Annotated in this window: 15 protein-coding genes; 6 read left to right on the top strand and 9 right to left on the bottom strand. The window is 58.6% G+C overall.

The window, feature by feature from the left end:
• Positions 1-52: 52 nt before the first annotated feature.
• Positions 53-1,492, bottom strand: coding sequence for an aldehyde dehydrogenase (gene aldA / locus M8014_RS20790; RefSeq protein ID WP_271284265.1), 1,440 nt, complete (start codon positions 1,490-1,492; stop codon positions 53-55).
• 198 nt (positions 1,493-1,690) lie between these two features.
• Positions 1,691-2,494 (bottom strand): YdcF family protein, encoded by an 804-nt coding sequence (locus M8014_RS20785; protein ID WP_271284298.1) that lies wholly within the window; start codon positions 2,492-2,494, stop codon positions 1,691-1,693.
• Positions 2,495-2,682: 188 nt separating this feature from the next.
• Between M8014_RS20785 and M8014_RS20780 the strand changes: the two genes are divergently transcribed.
• From M8014_RS20780 to M8014_RS20770, 3 genes are read left to right on the top strand one after another with little or no spacing between them, the layout of a single operon-like run.
• The gene (locus tag M8014_RS20780) at positions 2,683-4,335 is read left to right on the top strand and encodes an MFS transporter (protein WP_418939622.1); all 1,653 of its coding nucleotides are present in this window, start codon (positions 2,683-2,685) and stop codon (positions 4,333-4,335) included.
• A 44-nt stretch (positions 4,336-4,379) separates the two neighbouring features.
• Positions 4,380-5,459: an HlyD family secretion protein gene (locus tag M8014_RS20775; RefSeq protein ID WP_271284264.1), complete on the top strand. Its 1,080-nt coding sequence runs from the start codon at positions 4,380-4,382 to the stop codon at positions 5,457-5,459.
• Positions 5,456-6,871 (top strand): efflux transporter outer membrane subunit, encoded by a 1,416-nt coding sequence (locus M8014_RS20770; RefSeq protein WP_271284263.1) that lies wholly within the window; start codon positions 5,456-5,458, stop codon positions 6,869-6,871. Before M8014_RS20775 ends, M8014_RS20770 begins: the two co-directional genes overlap by 4 nt.
• A 50-nt stretch (positions 6,872-6,921) precedes the next feature.
• Here M8014_RS20770 and hrpA read toward each other — a convergent pair whose 3' ends face one another.
• A complete protein-coding gene (gene hrpA / locus M8014_RS20765; protein ID WP_271284262.1) occupies positions 6,922-10,824 on the bottom strand; it encodes an ATP-dependent RNA helicase HrpA in 3,903 nt (1,300 codons plus the stop codon).
• A gap of 203 nt (positions 10,825-11,027) precedes the next feature.
• Here hrpA and azoR point away from each other — a divergent pair, with 203 nt between their 5' ends.
• The 3 genes from azoR to nadS all read left to right on the top strand — a co-directional run bounded on the left by azoR (position 11,028) and on the right by nadS (position 12,477).
• The gene (azoR, locus tag M8014_RS20760; protein ID WP_271284261.1) at positions 11,028-11,633 is read left to right on the top strand and encodes an FMN-dependent NADH-azoreductase; all 606 of its coding nucleotides are present in this window, start codon (positions 11,028-11,030) and stop codon (positions 11,631-11,633) included.
• A 225-nt stretch (positions 11,634-11,858) separates the two neighbouring features.
• Entirely contained in the window at positions 11,859-12,191 is a 333-nt protein-coding gene (locus M8014_RS20755) for a type II toxin-antitoxin system RelE/ParE family toxin (protein ID WP_271284260.1), read from the top strand.
• A 1-nt stretch (position 12,192) separates the two neighbouring features.
• Entirely contained in the window at positions 12,193-12,477 is a 285-nt protein-coding gene (gene nadS, locus M8014_RS20750; RefSeq protein WP_271284259.1) for a NadS family protein, read from the top strand.
• 630 nt (positions 12,478-13,107) lie between these two features.
• Here nadS and paaY read toward each other — a convergent pair.
• From paaY to paaH, 6 genes are all read right to left on the bottom strand, one after another.
• Positions 13,108-13,704: a phenylacetic acid degradation protein PaaY gene (paaY, locus tag M8014_RS20745; RefSeq protein WP_271284258.1), complete on the bottom strand. Its 597-nt coding sequence runs from the start codon at positions 13,702-13,704 to the stop codon at positions 13,108-13,110.
• Between the two features lie 10 nt (positions 13,705-13,714).
• A complete protein-coding gene (gene paaX / locus M8014_RS20740; RefSeq protein ID WP_271284257.1) occupies positions 13,715-14,650 on the bottom strand; it encodes a phenylacetic acid degradation operon negative regulatory protein PaaX in 936 nt (311 codons plus the stop codon).
• Positions 14,651-14,737: 87 nt separating this feature from the next.
• Positions 14,738-16,060 (bottom strand): phenylacetate--CoA ligase PaaK, encoded by a 1,323-nt coding sequence (gene paaK, locus M8014_RS20735; RefSeq protein ID WP_271284256.1) that lies wholly within the window; start codon positions 16,058-16,060, stop codon positions 14,738-14,740.
• A gap of 27 nt (positions 16,061-16,087) precedes the next feature.
• On the bottom strand, positions 16,088-17,293 hold the full coding sequence (gene pcaF, locus M8014_RS20730; protein WP_271284296.1) for a 3-oxoadipyl-CoA thiolase: 1,206 nt from the start codon (positions 17,291-17,293) through the stop codon (positions 16,088-16,090).
• The gene (paaI, locus tag M8014_RS20725) at positions 17,293-17,715 is read right to left on the bottom strand and encodes a hydroxyphenylacetyl-CoA thioesterase PaaI (protein ID WP_271284255.1); all 423 of its coding nucleotides are present in this window, start codon (positions 17,713-17,715) and stop codon (positions 17,293-17,295) included. The genes pcaF and paaI overlap by 1 nt, the downstream gene beginning before the upstream one ends.
• Positions 17,705-19,129, bottom strand: a complete 1,425-nt coding sequence (gene paaH, locus M8014_RS20720; RefSeq protein ID WP_271284254.1) for a 3-hydroxyacyl-CoA dehydrogenase PaaH — start codon at positions 19,127-19,129, stop codon at positions 17,705-17,707. Before paaH ends, paaI begins: the two co-directional genes overlap by 11 nt.

Raw genomic sequence — 19,129 nt, 5'->3', positions numbered from 1 at the left:
GCAAAACGGCAACCAGGTTGCCGTTTTGCTTATCTGCCAGAGATACTCAACATCAGGACTGCAAGTACACCACCTGGGTTTGCAGATATTCGTGCAACCCGTGTTTACCGTCTGCCCCGCCAATACCGGATTTACGCCAGCCCGCGTGGAAGCCCTGCATTGCTTCAAAGTTCTCGCGGTTAATGTAGGTTTCGCCGAACTTCAGTCCTTTAATCGCTTTCATCGCCACGTTCAGATCGCGGGTGTAAATGGAGGATGTCAGGCCATAGTCGCTGTCGTTCGCCATCTTCAGCGCCTCTTCCAGGGTGTCAAATACCACCACCGGCAGCACCGGACCAAAGGTCTCTTCGTGCATGATCGCCATCTCCTGGCGCACGTCGAGCAGCAGTGTCGGCGGATAGTAATAGCCTTTGCCCTCGACGGCTTTGCCGCCCAGCACCACTGTCGCCCCTTCCTGCACCGCGCGAGCCACTTTTTGCTCCACACGCTCCAGCGCCGCGGCGTTGATCAGCGGCCCCATCGCAATGTCGTTGCGCTCGGCCGGGTTACCAAACTGCACCGCTTTCATCGCTTCGCCAAGACGGTTGGCAAAACGGTCATAAATGCCTTTCTGCACATACACGCGCTCGGCGCAATTACACACTTGTCCGGTGTTGATCACGCGAGAGTCGACAATCGCCTTCACCGCCAGCTCCAGATCTGCATCGTCCATCACGATGGCCGGGGCTTTACCGCCCAGTTCCAGACACACTTTGGTGATATTTTTAGCCGCCGCGGCCATGATCTTCTCGCCCGCCCCCACGCTGCCGGTCATGCTGACCATCGCCACTTTCGGGTTGCCAGCCAGCTCCTGACCCACGGTTTCGCCGCGGCCCAGCACCAGGTTAAAGACCCCTTTCGGCAGACCGATGTCGTCGACAATTTTGGCAAACGCAATGGCATTGTTCGGCGTGAATTCGCTCGGTTTAATGACGATGGTATTGCCGGTAATCAGAGCGGGTGCCAGCTTGCGGGCAATCAGGAAGAACGGGAAGTTCCACGGCAGAATACCGGTGGTGACGCCTAAAGCACGCTTAAACAGCAGAATGCTCTCGCCCGGACGGTCGCTCTGAAGAATTTCGCCTTCGTAGCGACGGGCCCACTCGGCCATGTAGTCAAGGTAGTCGGCGGTAAACGCCACTTCCACGTCGGCCAGCTGCTGAATTTTGCCGCCTTCGGCCACAATCAGGGCGCTGATCTCGCTGGCGCGTTCGCGAATGCCTGCCGAGATTTTACGTAACCAGCCCGCACGCTGGATAGCAGGCAGGGCCTCCCAGTCAGCCTGCGCACGGTCGGCTGCGTCAATGGCCTTGCGGGCATCTTCGGCGCTGCCATCGGGAATACGGGAAATGACCTCTTCGGTAGCCGGGTTGATCACATCAATCCAGGCTTCACCCTGCCAGGCGACAAACTGTCCATCGATATACATAGGATGTTGTACGGGTACTGTCATGACCTGCTCCTGTAATTAGACTGTTTTTAACACGTAAAATTATTGTTAAAAACTACAGTTTCAGATCCGCATTCCTACTCTATCGTGCTGTTTTTGTGAGATCTCTCATAAAAGAATCGGGTCAGCAGAACATTTTTATTACAACTCGACAACATAGCCTGCCCGTTTGCGCAAAAGCCAGCGCAAACGGGCAGCCGTTTACAGCAGAGAGCGACTGACCAACGCTTCGGTGAGAATGGTGTCGTTGCGCAGCACCTGCCAGGCCGCCTCGACCTCTGCCGGGATGCTCACGTGCACGATAAAATCCCGCCCGGCCGGGCCGTAGCCATTGATGTCATCGCGCAGACGCGGCAGTTCCCCTAATACCAGCGACAGATAGCGCTCGACGGGCCACAGCCCCTCGCCACCCTCGCTGAACACCAGCCCGTCTTCGCTGTTTTGCAGCTGCGGCACAATCCCCGGCTGGCTTATCCACTTGGGCGCAGCAGGCGCGTCGCGGCACACCCGGGCGAAGGTCGCCATGGTGCGGCGCTGCATGGTCGGGTCCTGCACCACAATGACCCGCTTCGCAGGCAGCGGATGGTGCTGCATCAGCGACCAGCTAAAGCGCGCGTTCTCGCCGCAGTTGGTGGATTGATCCTCCACCAGCACCCGCTCCGGCGGAATGTGCCAGAATTCACGGGCGATCTCCGCCAGAATAGTGGCTTCGGCTTTACCGGTGGTGCGCACCCGGTTGTAGTGCGGATGGCGTGCAATAGCGGCATACAGGAACGTGGTTGAATGACCGATACCGCCGCTGATAAGCAAAGGTACGGCAAGCTCTGCCGCCAGACGGCAGGCGGTGTCGATGGTGGGGATCACCGCGTTGCCTGCCAGCACCACCCCTTCTGCCTGCGGTGCCGGTTGAGTGGGGTCGAAATCGGTTTCGGCAAGCCAGCTGCCGACGGTGTTCACCGCTGCCAGGGTTTTATCCGGCAAACATGGGAAGATTGCGAGTGTCATCATTACCTCCTTCCTACTATTACGTTCAGCGTAACGCGCGGGTCGCCGGTTAACAGAGGATCTCTCTGAAATTTACCGGATCACATTTGATTAACCCGGCGTTATCATATTCACTTGAAAAATGATTTGAGTCAGACTTAGAATCATTAGCCCACTAACTATTCATTAATTTTATAGGTATCACGGTTATGCGTCTGCCTCAACGCGACCCCTATTCGCCTCGCGAGTGGCAGCCTCACGAAAAGCCGATGCTGTTAGGCTCCCCGTCCACGCCCTTGCACAGCACGCCCAAACGCATCGCCTATGGCGTGGTGGGCCTGCTGGTGTGCCTGACCGGCGCGCTGGGCAATGCGATGGTGGCCGCCAACCTGCAGAATTTACAGGGCACGTTTGCCGCCTGGTCCACCGAGATCGCCTGGCTGCCTGCGGTGTACGTGATGACCAATGTGTCGATTAATCTGCTGCTGGTGAAGTTTCGCCAGCAGTTTGGCCTGCGCGCCTTCACCGAAGGCTTTCTGGTGCTGTACGTCCTGGTGACCTTTTTCCACCTGTTCGTCAACGATCTCAGCTCTGCCCTGATGGTACGCGCCGCCCACGGGATGGTGGCCGCGGCCCTCAGCTCGCTGGGGATCTACTATCAGATCCAGGCCTGGCCTGCGAAACACCGCCTGAAAGCCCTTACCATCGGCATCACCGGCTCGTCGCTGGCGATCCCCATTGCGCGTCTGTTCTCCACCGAATTGCTGCAGCTGGATGAGTGGCGCGGATTGTACCTGTTTGAACTCGGGCTGGCGTTGATCTCGCTCGGCTGCGTGATCGCGCTCAAGCTGCCCCCCGGCGATCGGCGCAAAGTGTTTGAGAAGAAAGATTTTATCACCTTTGTTCTGCTGGCGCCGGGCATGGCGCTGCTGTGCGCGGTGCTGTCCCTCGGGCGGCTGGAGTGGTGGTTTGAAGCGCCATGGATCGGCTGGTCACTGGCGATGTCGCTGGTGCTGATCGTCTCGGCGATTGTCTTCGAGCATAACCGCAGTAATCCGCTGCTGAACACTCGCTGGCTCTCCAGCGGCAGTATTTTGCGCCTCGGGTTGATCATGCTGCTGATCCGCATCGTGCTGGCGGAGCAGAACACCGGGGTGATTGGCTGGCTGACGCTGGTCGGCCTGCAGAACGAACAGATGACATCGCTGGCGTGGTCAATTTTTGCCGGGATCGCCTGCGGCATCGTCGCCAGCTGCCTGACCATAAAACCGACGCGCCTCGGCTGGCCGATTGTCACCTCGCTGGTATTGATGATTATCGCCTCCCTGCTCGACAGCCAGTCCAGCAGCCTCACCCGCCCGGCCCAACTGATGGTGAGCCAGTTCCTGCTGGGGTTCGGCAGCGCCTTTTTCCTCGCCCCGGCGATGCTGGCCGGGATTGGCGGTGTGATTGCCGACCCGCGTAACCTGGTCAGCTTTTCGGTGCTGTTTGGCATGAGCCAGAATATTGGCGGCCTGCTGGGTTCCGCCATTCTGGGCACCTTCCAGACCTGGCGCGAGAAGTACCACTCCAGCCTGCTGGCCGATCAGCTCAGCACACTCAATCCGCTGGTGAACGAGCGTTTGCAGGTCTATAGCCAGATGTACCGGAGCCTGATAGGCGACAGCGCCCTGCTGAATATCCAGACCACGCTTCAGCTGCAGACCGCCAGCACGCTGGAGGCAAATATTCTCGCTTACAACGATACTTATCTTCTGACGGCGGGCATTGCCAGCGTCACGCTGGTGTGGATTTTATGGCGCTTGCTGCGCCTGCGCATCACTGCCCATATGGCGCTGAAACGCGCCACCGGCAGCAAATAACGGTTTTATACAATAATGATTAACGTGTTTTCCCAGGAGTGGTTATGAGTCAGCAGGATGCCGCCAAAGAGCAGGCCAATACCCGTAACAATCTGCGCGTGGTGTCGATGTTCGCCGCCGCCGCGATCGGCATCGTTGGCGTGCTGGTGATCCTCTACGCCTGGCAACTGCCGCCGTTTACCCGTCACACCCAGTTCACCGATAACGCCTACGTGCGCGGCCAGACCACCTTTATCAGCCCGCAGGTCAACGGCTACATCACTAAGGTCAATGTCCAGGATTTTGAGCAGGTAAAACAAGGCGACCTGCTGCTGCAGATTGACGATCGCATCTACCGCCAGCGCGTGCACCAGGCCGAAGCGCAACTGGCGATGAAAATCGCCGCGCTGAATAACAACCTGCAGCAGCGTAAAAGCGCCGAAGCGGTGATTGCGCGTAACGATGCAGCGCTGAAAAATGCCCGTGCCCAGAGCATGAAAACCCAGGCCGATCTGAAGCGGGTGAAAGACCTGACCGCCGACGGGTCCCTGTCGATTCGTGAGCGGGATGCCGCCCTGGCGAGCGCCGCCCAGGGCAGCGCCGATATCGACCAGGCGAAAGCCACACTGGAGATGTCGCGCCAGGACCTGCAAACCGCCATCGTCAATCGCGGCGCGCTAGAGGCGGACGTGGATAACGCCAGGGCAGCGCTCGAACTGGCGCAAATCGACCTGCAAAATACCCGCATCGTTGCCCCACGCGGCGGCCAGCTGGGACAGATTGCGGTACGTTTAGGCGCTTACGTGACCGCCGGAACCCATCTCACAACCCTGGTGCCGCCGCAGCACTGGGTGATCGCCAATATTAAAGAGACGCAGCTGGCAACGCTGCGGGTCGGCCAGCCGGTGACATTCACCGTTGATGCCCTGAACGACCGCGCCTATCAGGGCCGGGTGCAGAGCATTTCACCCGCGACCGGGGTGGAGTTCAGTGCCATCACGCCGGACAATGCCACGGGGAACTTCGTCAAGATTGCCCAGCGCATTCCAGTGCGCATCGAGGTGCTTGGCGAGCCGGACGCGTCTGCGCTGCTGCGCCCGGGCATGTCAGTGCAGGTCACGATTGATACCCGGGAGGAAAAATGATCCTCCGCCCGGTAGCCGCGTTAATGATTGCCCTGTCCCTTGCGGCCTGTCAGTCGGTGGATGTCGCCCCGGCTAAACCGACGCTGGCGATCCCCGCCAGCTGGCGCGCCAGCAGCGGCCCTGCCAGCCCGGCGGAACAGCAGTGGTGGCGCAGCTTTCACGACAGCCATCTCAACCGCTACGTTGACCAGGCGCTGGGTAATAACAGCGATGTGTTGATCGCCCGGGAGCGGATTAACGAATATCAGGCCCGGGTGTACGCCGCTGACGGCGGCCTGTTTCCGTCGCTGGATGGACAGGTGAGCGCCACCCGCGCCCGCTCTCAGTCTGCGGCGACCGGACTACCGGTGTACGGGGCCCTGTACCGAGGCAGCCTGACCGCCAGCTATGACGTGGATATTTGGGGTGTAAACCGCCGTACCGCCGATGCCGCACAGGCCTCGCTCGAGGCGCAGCAGGCAGCGGCGGCAGCCGCCGATCTGACCGTGGCCGCATCGGTGGCCTCAGGCTACATCACGCTGCTGGCGCTGGACGAGCAGCTCCGGGTGACGCAATCGACCCTCAAAGCCCGCGAAGAGGCATTTACGCTGGCAAAACGGCAGTATGAAACCGGCTACAGCTCGCGACTCGAGCTGATGCAGTCCGACTCCGAACTGCGCTCGACCCGGGCGCAGATCCCGCAGGTGCAGAATCAGATTGCCCGCCAGGAGAACGCGCTTAGCCTGCTACTGGGCGGTAATCCGGGGGCCATCGCCCGCAGCGCGGATTTTGACGTCCTGACGCCGCTGCGTATTCCGTCCCAGCTACCGTCGTCGTTACTCAATCGCCGCCCGGATATTGTGCAGGCGGAACGCCAGCTTATCGCGACCGATGCGACGCTGGCGGCCTCGCGCGCCAGCCTGCTGCCCTCGATCAACCTGACCGCAACCGGATCGTTGCAGGATCGCACCCTGCCCGGCCTGCTGGATAACCCGCTGGAGCTGTGGAGCGTCGGCGGCAGCATTCTGGCCCCGCTGTTGAACCGTCAGGCGCTGAATGCGCAGGTGGATATCGCCCAGTCGCAGCGCAATCAGGCCATGTATCGCTACGAACAAACCGTGCGCAATGCCTTTAAAGAGGTGAACGACAGCCTCGATGCCATCGCCCGCTTTGGCGAACAGTTGACCGAGCTGGTGGCCCAGCAGGAGGTGGCGCAGGAGACGCTGCGGATCGCGCAGAACCGCTATCGCAACGGCTATTCATCGTATCTGGACGTGCTGGACGCCCAGCGCACGCTGTTCTCGGTGCAGACCAGCGTGGTGCAGGCCAAAAATAACCTGCTGCTGGCGCAGATTGATTTGTATAAGGCGCTGGGCGGCGGTTGGTCTGAAAAGATGCCCGGTGGCGCTACTGGAGTGCCCACACTCCGGTAGACAGTTTCTGTCCTCTCCCCAACGAGGAGAGGGCGCCGCCCGGCATTTACCTAGGCTGAGATCTGCTCCATCGCCTGCAAAATGCGCTTGTCGGAGATCGGATACGGGGTCCCCAGCTGTTGGGCGAAGAAGCTGACCCGCAGCTCTTCAATCATCCAGCGGATCTCCTGCACGTCGTCGTCATCCCGGCGCGCAGGCGGCAGTTTGTTTAGCCACTGCTGCCAGCGCTGCTGCACGCTCTCGACCTTCAGCATTTGCGCCCGGTCGCGATGCGGATCGACGGCCATCTTCTCCAGACGTTTTTCAATCGCCTGCAGGTAGCGCAGCGTGTCGCCAAGGCGTTTGTAGCCGTTGCCGGTGACAAACCCGCGATACACCAGCCCGGCCATCTGCGACTTCACGTCCGACAGCCCCAGCGCCATGGTCATATCCACGCGCCCTTTCAGGCGTTTGTTGATATTGAACACGGCGGTGAGGATCTGCTCGACCTGCTTCGCGATGGTGACCACGGTGTCGTTGAGCTCGGCGCGCACTTTTTCGTGCAGCGTCGCAAAGCCCTCTTCGGTCCACACCGGGCCACCCGCCGCGTTGATCAGCTGATCCACACCGCAGGAGATACAGTCGTCAATCAGATCCAACACTTTGCCGTACGGGTTAAAGTACAGCCCAAGCTTGGCCTTGTTCGGCAGTTTTTCGTGCAGATACTTGATTGGTGACGGAATGTTCAGCAGCAGTAAGCGGCGCAGCCCACGCCACATCGCCTGCTGCTGTTCCTGCGGATTGTCGAACAGCTTAATTGCCACGCTGTCGCGTTCATCCACCAGCGCCGGCCAGGCTTTCACCTTGTAGTTGCCGCGCTTCTGTTCGTAGCTTTCCGGCAGTTGACCAAAGCTCCAGATATGCAGCCCGCTCTGTTCGATACCGTCGTCGGCAACCGCAGATAACGTCTCCTGCACTTTGCCTTTCAGGGCATCTTTCAGTTCGGTCAGGGAGCGGCCTTCCAGCAGCTTTTTGTTCTTGTCGTCCAGCACGCGGAAGCTGATTTTCAGGTGATCGGGCACCTGATCCCAGTGCCAGTCGTCCCGGTCGATGGTGACGCCGGTCATTCGGCGCAGCTCACGTTCGAGCGAATCCAGCAGCGGCAGCTCCAGCGGCGTGGCGCGTCCGAGGAACGCTTCGGCGTAGTTCGGCGCAGGGACAAAGTTGCGGCGCACCGGTTTGGGCAGCGATTTAATCAGGGCAATAATCAGCTCCCGGCGCAGGCCGGGGATTTGCCACTCAAAGCCGCTCTCTTCCACCTGATTGAGCAGCGGCAGCGGGATGTGAACGGTCACGCCGTCGGCATCGGTGCCTGGTTCAAACTGGTAGGTCAGGCGCAGCTTGAAGTTGCCCTGATGCCAGAAGTTCGGATAGTCCAGCTTGCTGACCTGCTCTGCGCCCTCTTTGATCAGCATGCTCTTTTCAAAGTTGAGCAGATCCGGCGTGTCGCGGCTGACCGTTTTCCACCAGCTGTCGAAGTGCCGGGCAGAGACCACGTCGTGGCTGATGCGCTGGTCATAAAACTCAAACAGGGTGTCGTCATCGACCAGAATGTCGCGGCGGCGGGACTTGTGCTCCAGCTCTTCCACTTCATTGCGCAGCTTCAGGTTATCGCGGAAGAAGGCGTGGCGGGTCTGCCAGTCACCCTCCACCAGCGCGTGGCGGATAAACAGCTCCCGCGACAGGGCCGGATCGATCTGGCTGTAGTTGACCTTACGCGCGGCTACCACCGGCAGGCCGTAAACGGTGACCTTTTCGGTGGCCATTACCGCGCCCTGCGCCCGCTCCCAGTGCGGCTCACTGTACGAGCGTTTCAGCAGATGCTGCGCCACCGGCTCCACCCATTCCGGGTCGATGCGCGCGGCAATGCGCCCCCACAGGCGGCTGGTTTCCACCAGCTCGGCGACCATCGTCCACTTCGGCGGCTTTTTGAATAAGCCGGAGCCGGGGAAGATCGAGAAACGGGCGTTGCGCGCGCCGGTAAATTCCTGCTTATCGGTATCTTTCATCCCAATATGCGACAGCAAACCGGTCAGCATCGAAATATGAATTTCGCGGTACTCCGCCGGTTCGCTGTTCACCGGAATGCCCAGCTCTTTCACCACCTGGCGCAGCTGGGTGTAGATGTCCTGCCACTCGCGCACGCGCAGGTAGTTCAGGAAATCCAGCTTGCACTGGCGACGGAAGGCGTTCGACGACAGCGCTTTCTGCTGCTCACCGAGGTAATTCCACAGGTTCACAAAGGCGAGGAAGTCAGACTCTTTATCGTGGAAGCGACGGTGTTTTTCATCTGAAGCCTGCTGCTTGTCCATCGGCCGCTCGCGCGGATCCTGGATAGAGAGCGCCGAGGTGATGATCATCGCCTCGCGCACGCAGCCGTGTTTCTGCGCCTCCAGCACCATGCGTGCCAGACGCGGATCCACCGGTAGCTGGCTGAGCTGACGGCCCATCGGCGTCAGCTTGTAGACGGTGGCCTGCTCGTCGGTAGTAATCGCGCCCAGCTCTTCCAGCAGGCGCACGCCGTCCTGAATATTGCGCTTATCCGGCGCTTCGACAAACGGGAAGGCAGCGATATCGCCCAGCCCCAGGGCGGTCATCTGCAAAATCACTGAGGCCAGGTTAGTACGCAGGATCTCCGGGTCGGTAAACTCCGGGCGTGACAGGAAATCGTCTTCCGAATAGAGACGAATACAGATCCCTTCCGATACACGGCCGCAGCGGCCTTTACGCTGGTTGGCCGAGGCCTGGGAAACCGGCTCAATCGGCAGACGCTGCACTTTGGTGCGGTAGCTGTAACGGCTAATGCGCGCCGTGCCCGGGTCAATCACGTACTTAATGCCCGGCACGGTGAGCGAGGTTTCCGCTACGTTGGTCGCCAGCACGATGCGGCGTCCGCTGTGCGCCTGGAAGACGCGGTTCTGTTCGCTGTTCGACAGGCGCGCATACAGCGGCAGAATTTCCGTATGGCGCAGGTCGCGCTTGCTGAGCGCATCGGCGGTGTCGCGGATCTCGCGCTCGCCGCTCATAAAGATCAGGATATCGCCCGGACTTTCGTTGCCCAGCTCATCCACGGCGTCAAAAATGGCCTGCAGCTGATCGCGCTCGGTATCGTCCGCATCTTCGACAATCGGTCGGTAGCGCACATCCACCGGATAAGTACGACCGGAGACTTCGATAATCGGCGCATTGTTAAAGTGGCGCGAAAAACGTTCCGGATCGATAGTCGCCGAGGTAATGATGATTTTCAGATCCGGACGACGCGGCAGCAGCTCCCGGAGGTAACCCAGCAGGAAGTCGATGTTCAGACTGCGCTCGTGCGCTTCATCAATGATGATGGTGTCGTACTGCATCAGCATCCGGTCCTGCTGGATCTCCGCCAGCAGGATGCCGTCGGTCATCAGCTTCACCATGGTGTTATCGCTGACGTGATCGCTGAAACGCACTTTATAGCCGATACAGCCGCCCGGCTCGGTTTGCAGCTCTTCGGCAATACGGTTCGCCACCGTGCGCGCTGCCAGACGACGCGGCTGGGTGTGACCGATCAGACCTTTGATCCCGCGCCCCAGCTCCATGCAGATTTTTGGCAACTGGGTGGTTTTACCTGAACCGGTCTCCCCCGCCACAATCACCACCTGGTGATCGCGCACGGCTTCGAGAATTTCCTGTTTCTTCTGACTGACGGGCAGGTTTTCCGGATAGGTAATCGTCGGGCGCGACGCCTCGCGCAGCACGACTTTACCGGCAGCTTGTTCGATCTCGTTGGCCATCTCCTGATAAATAGCCTGTTGTGCATCAGGATTTTTAACCTTCTTCACGCCGTGCAGACGGCGGGAAAACCGCTGTTTATCACGCAGCATCAGTGAATCCAGCTGTTGCATGAGCATCGGGAAGGTGAGTTTTTGTTGTTCTGTCATAGCGTTAACGGGCAGAGCACTGCCGGATACATTCTCTTTTTAATGATGGATATAGACTACCACATCGGCGGTTTTTGCGCCTTATTCAAAAAATTCGAACATAGACTTCGATATATTGCGCTATCCCTTCAACAGGATTGTGAATAGAGTGTCAACAAGCAACGGGGCAATCCCCCTTATCAAATACAAAAAAGGAATCAACCATGAGCAAAGTATTAGTTCTGAAATCCAGTATTCTGGCAGGGTACTCTCAGTCTGGTCAGCTATCCGATTATTTCGTTGAACAGTGGCGCGAACAGCACAGCGCAGATGAAATCACCGTCCGCGATCTGGCGACTCAGCCAATCCCGGTACTGGACGGTGAACTTGTTGGTGCCCTGCGTCCGAGCGATGCGCCACTGACCCCACGTCAGCAGGAAGCGCTGGCGCTGTCCGATGAGCTGATTGCCGAGCTGCAGGCGCACGACGTTGTCGTGATCAACGCCCCGATGTACAACTTCAACATCCCAACGCAGCTGAAAAACTACTTCGACCTGATTGCACGTGCTGGCGTGACTTTCCGCTACACCGAGAAAGGCCCGGAAGGTCTGGTGACCGGTAAGCGCGCTATCGTGCTGTCAAGCCGTGGCGGTATCCACAAAGATACCCCAACCGACCTGATTTCCCCATATCTGTCCGTGTTCCTGGGCTTTATCGGCATCACCGACGTAAACTTCGTGTTTGCTGAAGGTATTGCTTACGGTCCGGAAGTGGCGACCAAAGCGCAGACTGACGCGAAAGCCGCGATCGACAGCCTGGTGGCTGCATAAGATTTACCACTCCCACCGCCCGGTGGGAGTTTTTTTATCCCCCGCACTCCGCCTGTTATTTACGAGATACCTCGTAGAATCGTCACGCTTTTCAGCATATTAACGTTGTACTTCATACAATGCCTGCCGGTGAAACCGCCTGAAGAGAACTGACGGCAAAATAAACTGGATAAGTACTATGTACACTGCGAGGTGTACATAGTACTCTCTCAAGGAGAGTATGAAATGTGTCATGCGATAGAATTTATCGAAACCACACTGTTTACCCGGCAGATACAACAGATCGCCTCAGATGATGAGCTTAGGGCTTTGCAAAAAGAACTTATCGCCTTTCCGGACAAAGGCGATGTCATCCAAAATACGGGCGGGTTGCGAAAAATCAGAATGGCGACGGGCTCTCAGGGGAAAAGCGGTAGTGCCAGAGTGCTCTACTTTCTGGCAACGAACGAGATTATCTGGCTGGTAATGGCTTACCCGAAAAAAACGAAAGACAGCCTGACCGATGCGGAAAAGGCGCAACTAAAAAAACTGACCACATTATTAAAAAATGAGGTGTGATATGAATTTTTTTGACGAACTCAAAACGTCCCTGGAAGAAGCAGTCGAGATCAAAAACGGGGTTAAAGCCCCGGCACGCGTTAACCGCTATGAGATTGCCGATGTGAAAGCGATTCGCGAGCAGCTTAACGTTTCGCAGGTTGAGATGGCAAAAGCGCTGGGCACCAGCGTCGACACCATCAAAAGCTGGGAGTCCAGAAGGCGTAACCCAACGGGTCTGGCGGCAAAAGTGCTGGCGGCTATCCAGGCCAATCCGGCGTTCTTTTACGCACTGGCGGCGCAGTGAATGGACGTCTGGCAGAAGCCGCAAAATGGAAAAGCCCCAGCAATTGATTGCCGGGGCTTTTAAGGTTCTACCAAATTAATATTTAACATTCATCAACTTAATTACACACTACAACTTCTAAGATGTACGTATTCTCACAGGATTACCGTTGAAGCCAGTTAACGCTACCTCCTGATAAGTGATTGAAATAACATTTGTCCTGTCGTGTACATCACCCTCGCGATATATACTCTTGATGCGTGGCCTTAATACTTCGCGATATTCTCAACTGCATACTGAATCGTACCCAAATCGCGAATATTACTCTTTGAAACAAGACCTTACATCATCGCGTTTACTTCCCCATTATGCGATTGTACATATTTACTGCATGGCCTGAAAGCGTGTTCACACTGGTTTTTACTGATTACCAGGACCCAAACTACAATACTTCGTGGCCATTATCGCATCTCGTTACTGCTATATTACCGCACCGTTAAACCTTTATTTCACTGTGGTGCTGAGTTCTAATTTACTCATTATAGACGCAGTGTCAACCCTGTAATCGCCAACATTTATATTTTATTGTTTAATATCATTAAATCAGATAATTACGTGATCCCGATCTGGTTTTGGCCACCCTTTTTTCGTTCAGCGAGACGATTTAGGCCGTAAATTTTCATCAAAAACCAGCCTTTTGCGATCCGGTTCTACCGCACGCAGCGGTTCGACCTGGTGCATGGTCTGTTTGCAGCGCTCGACCAGGGTTTGATACTCCCGCGTGCCTTGCTGCTTCCACGCCAGCTCCTGCTCGCTCAGCACCCGGATCGCTTTGGCCGGGCTGCCGATGATCAAATGGTTAGCGGGCATCTCAGCTTTGGCTTTCACAAAGGCCGCCGCGCCCACGATGCTGTTTTCACCGATCACTGCCCCATCCATCACCACCGCATTCATTCCCACCAGCGCGTTACGGCGGATGATGCAGCCATGCAGGATAGCGCCGTGACCAATATGCCCCTCTTCTTCCACCACCGTATCCTGCTCCGGGAAGCCGTGCATGATGCAGTTATCCTGGATATTGGCGCCGTCCTGCACCAGGATGCGGCCAAAGTCACCACGCAGGCTGGCATTCGGCCCCACGTACACGCCCTTGCCCAGGATCACATCCCCAATCAGTACCGCTGTCGGATGGACATAGCTCTCTTCCGGGACCACCGGCGTCATGCCGTCGATTTGATATACAGGCACATAACCTCCTTTACGCGAGCGTCAGGCCACCAAAGCGTTGCCAGTAAGAAGAGCCCGGCGACGGCAGTTCGCCGACCGTGGTTTCCCCTTTTTCACTGACAAACGCCAGCGCACCCGGCGCGACGCGTTGATAAACGTTGATACACAACTGGCGGGCCGTCTGGCCCGCCCAGTGCGGTGGGAGTAACTCCTCCGGTAACAGCGGATCCTTGAGCACCACCCGACGATAAAAATGGATCAGCAGCAACTGGATCTGGAAGCAGCGTTCCGGGGTCAGTTCATTCGCTGCGGCCTCCCGCAGCAGCGGCAGCAGCGGGCGGAACGAGTCGATAAAGGATTCATACATCACGTTCTGTTCGCTGAGTTGCCAGCACTCTTCCACCCGGGAACGCAGCGCGGCGCGGGAGAGCGCCAGCGGCGAGTGAGCCTCAAAGCAGATTACGTTTTCGGCCACGCCCGCTTCGTGCAGCAGCGCCTGTACATCCGCCAGCTGCTGCGAAGGTGAGGCCATCAGGCTGGGTGCCAGCGTGCCGAAACCCTGCCAGATGAGCTGCTTTTTCACCTCCGCAAGGGTGGTTTTGTCCATCCCTTCAGAGAGCAGCAGCAGCCATTTTCCGTCCCAGGCCGGTAATTCTGCGCGATAAATTTTCGCCTCGGCGCGACGGGTTAAGCGGAGTCCTTTGTCGCTCAGACGATAAAAACTGCGCCTGCCGATGCGCGAAACATCCAGCCAGCCTTCCTTGTTAAGACGAAACAACGCGGTGCGCACAAAGCGCTCGCCAAATCCCATCCCTTCCAGCAGTGCCGCCAGGCTTCCCAGCCAGACTTCGCCGCCGCGATGGGACAAAGCGTCGCCATACAGGGAGGCGATTAAAGAGGTACCGCTGATGGGAACGGAGCTAACCGCTTGCTGAATAAAGGCGTCGAGTTTACTCATGTGATTCATTCTGTTGTGATTATTGTATCGGATGAATCATAGCATAGCCCCCAGGCCGCAGCCCTCCCCTAATATGGAGAGGGCGACAGCAAGGCGTTAGCCGTTGGCGGCGACCTTACGCAGGTCGAACACCCGGCAGGCTTTGCCTTCAGAGCGCGGGATACTGCCGCAGTTGACGATCGTCACGTCAGTGGAGATCCCAACCATCGATTTGATGCGGTGGCGCAGCTCATGGCAGACGTGGCAGCGCTGTTCGTGATTCAACGTCAGGCTGCTCTCTTTCAGTTCGACTTTCACCGAAAGCGAATCAAGATGGCCCCGACGATTCACCTCCAGCTGGTAGTGCGGCGACAGATGCTCAAATTTGACGATCTCCTCTTCCAGCTGTGACGGGAAGACATTTACGCCGCGGATGATCAGCATGTCGTCGCTGCGCCCGCTGATACGATCCATCCGGCGCATGGTGCGTGCCGTTCCCGGCAACAGACGCGTCAGGTCGCGAGTGCGGTAGCGGATCACCGGCAGCGCTTCTTTGGTCAGGGTGGTGAACAGCAGTTCGCCCTGCTCGCCATCTTCCAGCGGCGTACCGTCGTTTGGATTGACGATCTCCGGGTAGAAGTGATCTTCCCAGATGGTCGGGCCGTCGGCGGTTTCGATGCACTCCATCGCCACCCCTGGCCCCATCACTTCCGACAGACCATAGATATCCAGGGCGGTAATGCCCAGACGTTTTTCAATTTCGCGGCGCATCGCCAGCGTCCACGGCTCGGCGCCAAACACGCCGACACGCAGGGAGCATTTACTGGCATCGCCACCCATCTGGCGCTCAAGCTCTTCGATCAGGTTGAGGCAGTAGGACGGCGTGACCATGATCATATCCGGCTGGAAATCACGGATCAGCTGGGCCTGTTTCTCGGTCTGGCCGCCAGACATTGGGATCACAGTGGCGCCTAAACGCTCGGCACCGTAGTGCGCGCCCAGCCCGCCGGTGAACAGCCCGTAGCCGTAGGCGACGTGGATTTTGTCTTTCGCGCTGCCGCCTGCGGCACGCAGTGAGCGAGCCACAATGTTCGCCCAGGTATCAATGTCGTTCTGGGTGTAGCCAACCACGGTTGGTTTGCCGGTGGTGCCGGACGAGGCGTGAATGCGCACCACCTGCTCCATCGGCACGGCGAAGGTATCAAACGGGTAGTTATCACGCAGATCCTGTTTGGTGGTGCACGGGAATTTGCGGATATCCGCTAACTCTTTGAAATCATCAGGATGGACGCCCGCCGCATCGAACTTGCGTTTGTACATCGGCACGTTGTTGTACGCATGTTCTAAGGTCCATTTCATGCGCGTTGTTTGCAGAGCGCGCAGTTCATCCATGGAGGCGGTTTCGATCGGGTCAAGCTTTGTCGTTGTTGTCGTTGTCATCGTAGGGTACTCACTTTTTATAATTGCTCAGACACGCTCAAGGATCAGGGCAATACCCTGACCAACACCGATGCACATCGTGCAAAGCGCGTAGCGCCCTTTACGACGATGCAGCTCGTGGCTGGCGGCCAGCGCCAGTCGGGCTCCACTCATCCCCAGCGGATGGCCCAATGCAATCGCGCCACCGTTAGGGTTAACATGCGGGGCATCGTCCGGGAGCCCCAGCTCACGCAGCACGCCCAGCGCCTGCGACGCAAACGCTTCATTCAATTCAATCACGTCCATATCGTTGATGCTCAGGCCGGCACGCTCCAGCACACGGCGGGTGGCCGGTACCGGGCCAAGGCCCATCAGACGCGGTTCAACCCCGGCGGTGGCCATTGCCACGATGCGGGTGCGTGGGGTTAACCCTTGCGCCGCCGCCATCTTCTCGCTGGCGACGATCAGCGCCGCAGCACCGTCGTTGACGCCAGAGGCGTTGCCTGCGGTCACCACACCGCCCGCGCGGAACGGGGCTTTCAGCCCGGCCAGCATCTCGAGGGTGGTCTCAGGACGCAGGTGCTCGTCATGTAACACTTCTGTTACCGCACCTTTTTTGCCTTTGATGATCACTGGCACGATCTCCTGCGCCAGAATACCGTTGGCCTGGGCCTGCGCAGTACGCTGCTGGCTGCGCCAGGCGAAGGCGTCCTGGTCTTCGCGGGAAATACGTAACAATTCCGCTACATTCTCTGCCGTTTCCGGCATGCTGTCAGAACCAAATTGCTGCGCCATGAGCGGGTTCACAAAACGCCAGCCGATGGTGGTATCGAAAATTTCATTCTGCCGCTGGAAGGCGCTGGTGGCTTTGCCCATCACGAACGGCGCGCGGGACATGGACTCCACGCCCCCGGCAATCATCAGCTCCGCATCACCGGCACGAATGGCCCGGGCGGCAAAGCCCAGCGCATCCAGACCGGAGCCGCAGAGACGGTTCAGGGTGGTGCCGGAAACGGTCTGCGGCAGCCCGGCCAGCAGCAGCGACATGCGCGCCACGTTGCGGTTGTCTTCCCCTGCCTGGTTAGCGCAGCCAAAGATCACATCATCAATGCGTTCCGCGTCGAGTCCCGGGTTACGCATCAGCAGCTCGCGCAGCGGGATCGCGCCCAGGTCATCCGCGCGGACACCGGACAATGCGCCGCCGTAGCGACCGATAGGGGTACGGATCCCGTCACAAATAAAGGCGTCACGCATCATGCTTCTCCTGTAATCGTGCCGCCGATGCGGTGGGATTTCCCACGGAACAGGGCAACGGTTTTTTGCTGTTGATTAACAATTTCAATGTCGTACACGCCGGTCAGTTTTCCCTGATGGCGAACCTGCGCGGTGGCGGTCAGCTTGTCGTGGGCAAACGCCGGGCGAACAAAATCAATGGTGCAGCCCGAGGCTACCGCCGCCAGCCCCTGGCTGTTGCAGGCGTAGGCAAAGGCGGTATCGGCCAGGGTAAATAGCTGGCCGCCGTGGCAGCTTTTGTGACCGTTAAGCATCTGCGGGGTCACGGTCATGGTCAGGACCGCTACGCCATCATCCATCTCGATAATGTCGATGCCATAGGCCTGGGCGCAGGCATCGTTTTCGTACATGGCGCGGGCGTTGCGCCAGGCGTTATGACTCATAGCTACTCTCCAGAAGCGCACGCTGGCGCAGCAGGGAACACGGGCGGTAACGTTCTTCGCCGTAGTGGCGTTGCAGGTTTTCCAGAAGGCACAGCAGCCGTTGCCAGCCGAGCTGCTCGCCCCAGGCCAGCGGGCCGCGCGGATAGTTCACGCCCAGACGCATGGCGGTATCGATATCCTGTTCGCTGGCGACCCCTTTTTGCAGGGCGTCGAGGGCCTCATTAACAATCATCGCCAGGGTACGCCAGATCAGCAGACCCGGATAATCGGCCACCTGCAGGACCCGCTTGCCTTGCTGCTGCAGGTGATGCACTGCTTTTCGGGTCGCAGACGTCGGGTTGCTGGCAGCGGCGGCAATAATCGCCACATCGCCTTCCTGACGATCGACCACCACCACCGGATGCCCGAGACGGGTTGCCAGCGCCTGGGCCGTTTCGCCCTGAGTTTCAATCAGCAGCAGATCGTCCAGTTCGGTGACACCGTCACTTCTTTTCGCCACGTGCAGGGCACAGTAGGACTCGCTCACCGACTCCAGACAGCCCGCGGTCGGTTTGTCGCTGTGCCAGTTGTAAACGCCCTGGCCGCTCTTCTTACCAAGACGTCCCGCCAGCACCAGCTCCTGCTGCACCAGCGACGGCAGGAAACGGCGCTCCTGCCAGAAGGCGTTAAACACCGAGCAGGTAACAGCGAAATTAACGTCCTGGCCGATCATGTCGGTTAACTCCAGCGGCCCCATCGGGAAGCCCGCCCCTTCGCGCAGCGCAGCGTCAATCACCTGTGGGGCAGCCACCTGCTCCTCCAGCGCGCGCCAGGCTTCGGCGTAGTACGGACGCGCCACGCGGTTAACGATAAAGCCCGGCGTGGACTGGCAGCGCACCGGCTGTTTACCCCAGTTCACCGCCAGTTCGCAGAGCTGTTCCACCACCTCGTCGGAGGTCGCCAGCCCGCTCACCACTTCCACCAGCTTCATCACCGGGGCCGGGTTAAAGAAGTGCAGCCCGGCCACGCGCTCGGGGTGGCGCAGATCGGCGGCAATCGCGGTAATCGAGATCGACGAGGTATTGCTGGTCAGAAGTGTTTTTTCCGGGCAAATCGCCGCCAGTTCGGCGAACAGCGCCTTTTTGATCTCCATCCGTTCAGAGGCAGCTTCAATCACCAGATCAGCCGCTGCCAGCGAATGGATGTCGGTCACCGGGATCAAACGCTGTAACGTCTGCTCGCAGGCGCTGGCGCCGAGCTTGCCGCGCGTCACGCGGGATTGCAGGCGGGTGCGGATCCCGTCGATGGCGCGGGAGATGGCGTCGGCATTGATATCGTAAATCAGCACCGGGTGACCGTGGCTGGCGGCCACTTCGGCAATGCCGGCCCCCATGATGCCGCTGCCAATCACCGCGACGGTATGAATAGTGGTCAT

This window comes from Silvania hatchlandensis (genome assembly GCF_025564065.1).
In the GTDB taxonomy this organism is placed as follows: Bacteria; Pseudomonadota; Gammaproteobacteria; order Enterobacterales; family Enterobacteriaceae; genus Enterobacter; species Enterobacter hatchlandensis.
This window is presented reverse-complemented; position numbering and strand designations above follow the sequence as displayed.

Bases quoted from the DNA above. Each gene is read 5' to 3' on its own strand.
- aldA (WP_271284265.1), bottom strand. From the start codon at position 1,492: ATGACAGTACCCGTACAACATCCTATGTATATCGATGGACAGTTTGTC.
- M8014_RS20785 (WP_271284298.1), bottom strand. From the start codon at position 2,494: ATGACACTCGCAATCTTCCCATGTTTGCCGGATAAAACCCTGGCAGCG.
- M8014_RS20780 (WP_418939622.1), top strand. From the start codon at position 2,683: ATGCGTCTGCCTCAACGCGACCCCTATTCGCCTCGCGAGTGGCAGCCT.
- M8014_RS20775 (WP_271284264.1), top strand. From the start codon at position 4,380: ATGAGTCAGCAGGATGCCGCCAAAGAGCAGGCCAATACCCGTAACAAT.
- M8014_RS20770 (WP_271284263.1), top strand. From the start codon at position 5,456: ATGATCCTCCGCCCGGTAGCCGCGTTAATGATTGCCCTGTCCCTTGCG.
- hrpA (WP_271284262.1), bottom strand. From the start codon at position 10,824: ATGACAGAACAACAAAAACTCACCTTCCCGATGCTCATGCAACAGCTG.
- azoR (WP_271284261.1), top strand. From the start codon at position 11,028: ATGAGCAAAGTATTAGTTCTGAAATCCAGTATTCTGGCAGGGTACTCT.
- M8014_RS20755 (WP_271284260.1), top strand. From the start codon at position 11,859: ATGTGTCATGCGATAGAATTTATCGAAACCACACTGTTTACCCGGCAG.
- nadS (WP_271284259.1), top strand. From the start codon at position 12,193: ATGAATTTTTTTGACGAACTCAAAACGTCCCTGGAAGAAGCAGTCGAG.
- paaX (WP_271284257.1), bottom strand. From the start codon at position 14,650: ATGAATCACATGAGTAAACTCGACGCCTTTATTCAGCAAGCGGTTAGC.
- paaK (WP_271284256.1), bottom strand. From the start codon at position 16,060: ATGACAACGACAACAACGACAAAGCTTGACCCGATCGAAACCGCCTCC.
- pcaF (WP_271284296.1), bottom strand. From the start codon at position 17,293: ATGCGTGACGCCTTTATTTGTGACGGGATCCGTACCCCTATCGGTCGC.
- paaI (WP_271284255.1), bottom strand. From the start codon at position 17,715: ATGAGTCATAACGCCTGGCGCAACGCCCGCGCCATGTACGAAAACGAT.
- paaH (WP_271284254.1), bottom strand. From the start codon at position 19,129: ATGACCACTATTCATACCGTCGCGGTGATTGGCAGCGGCATCATGGGG.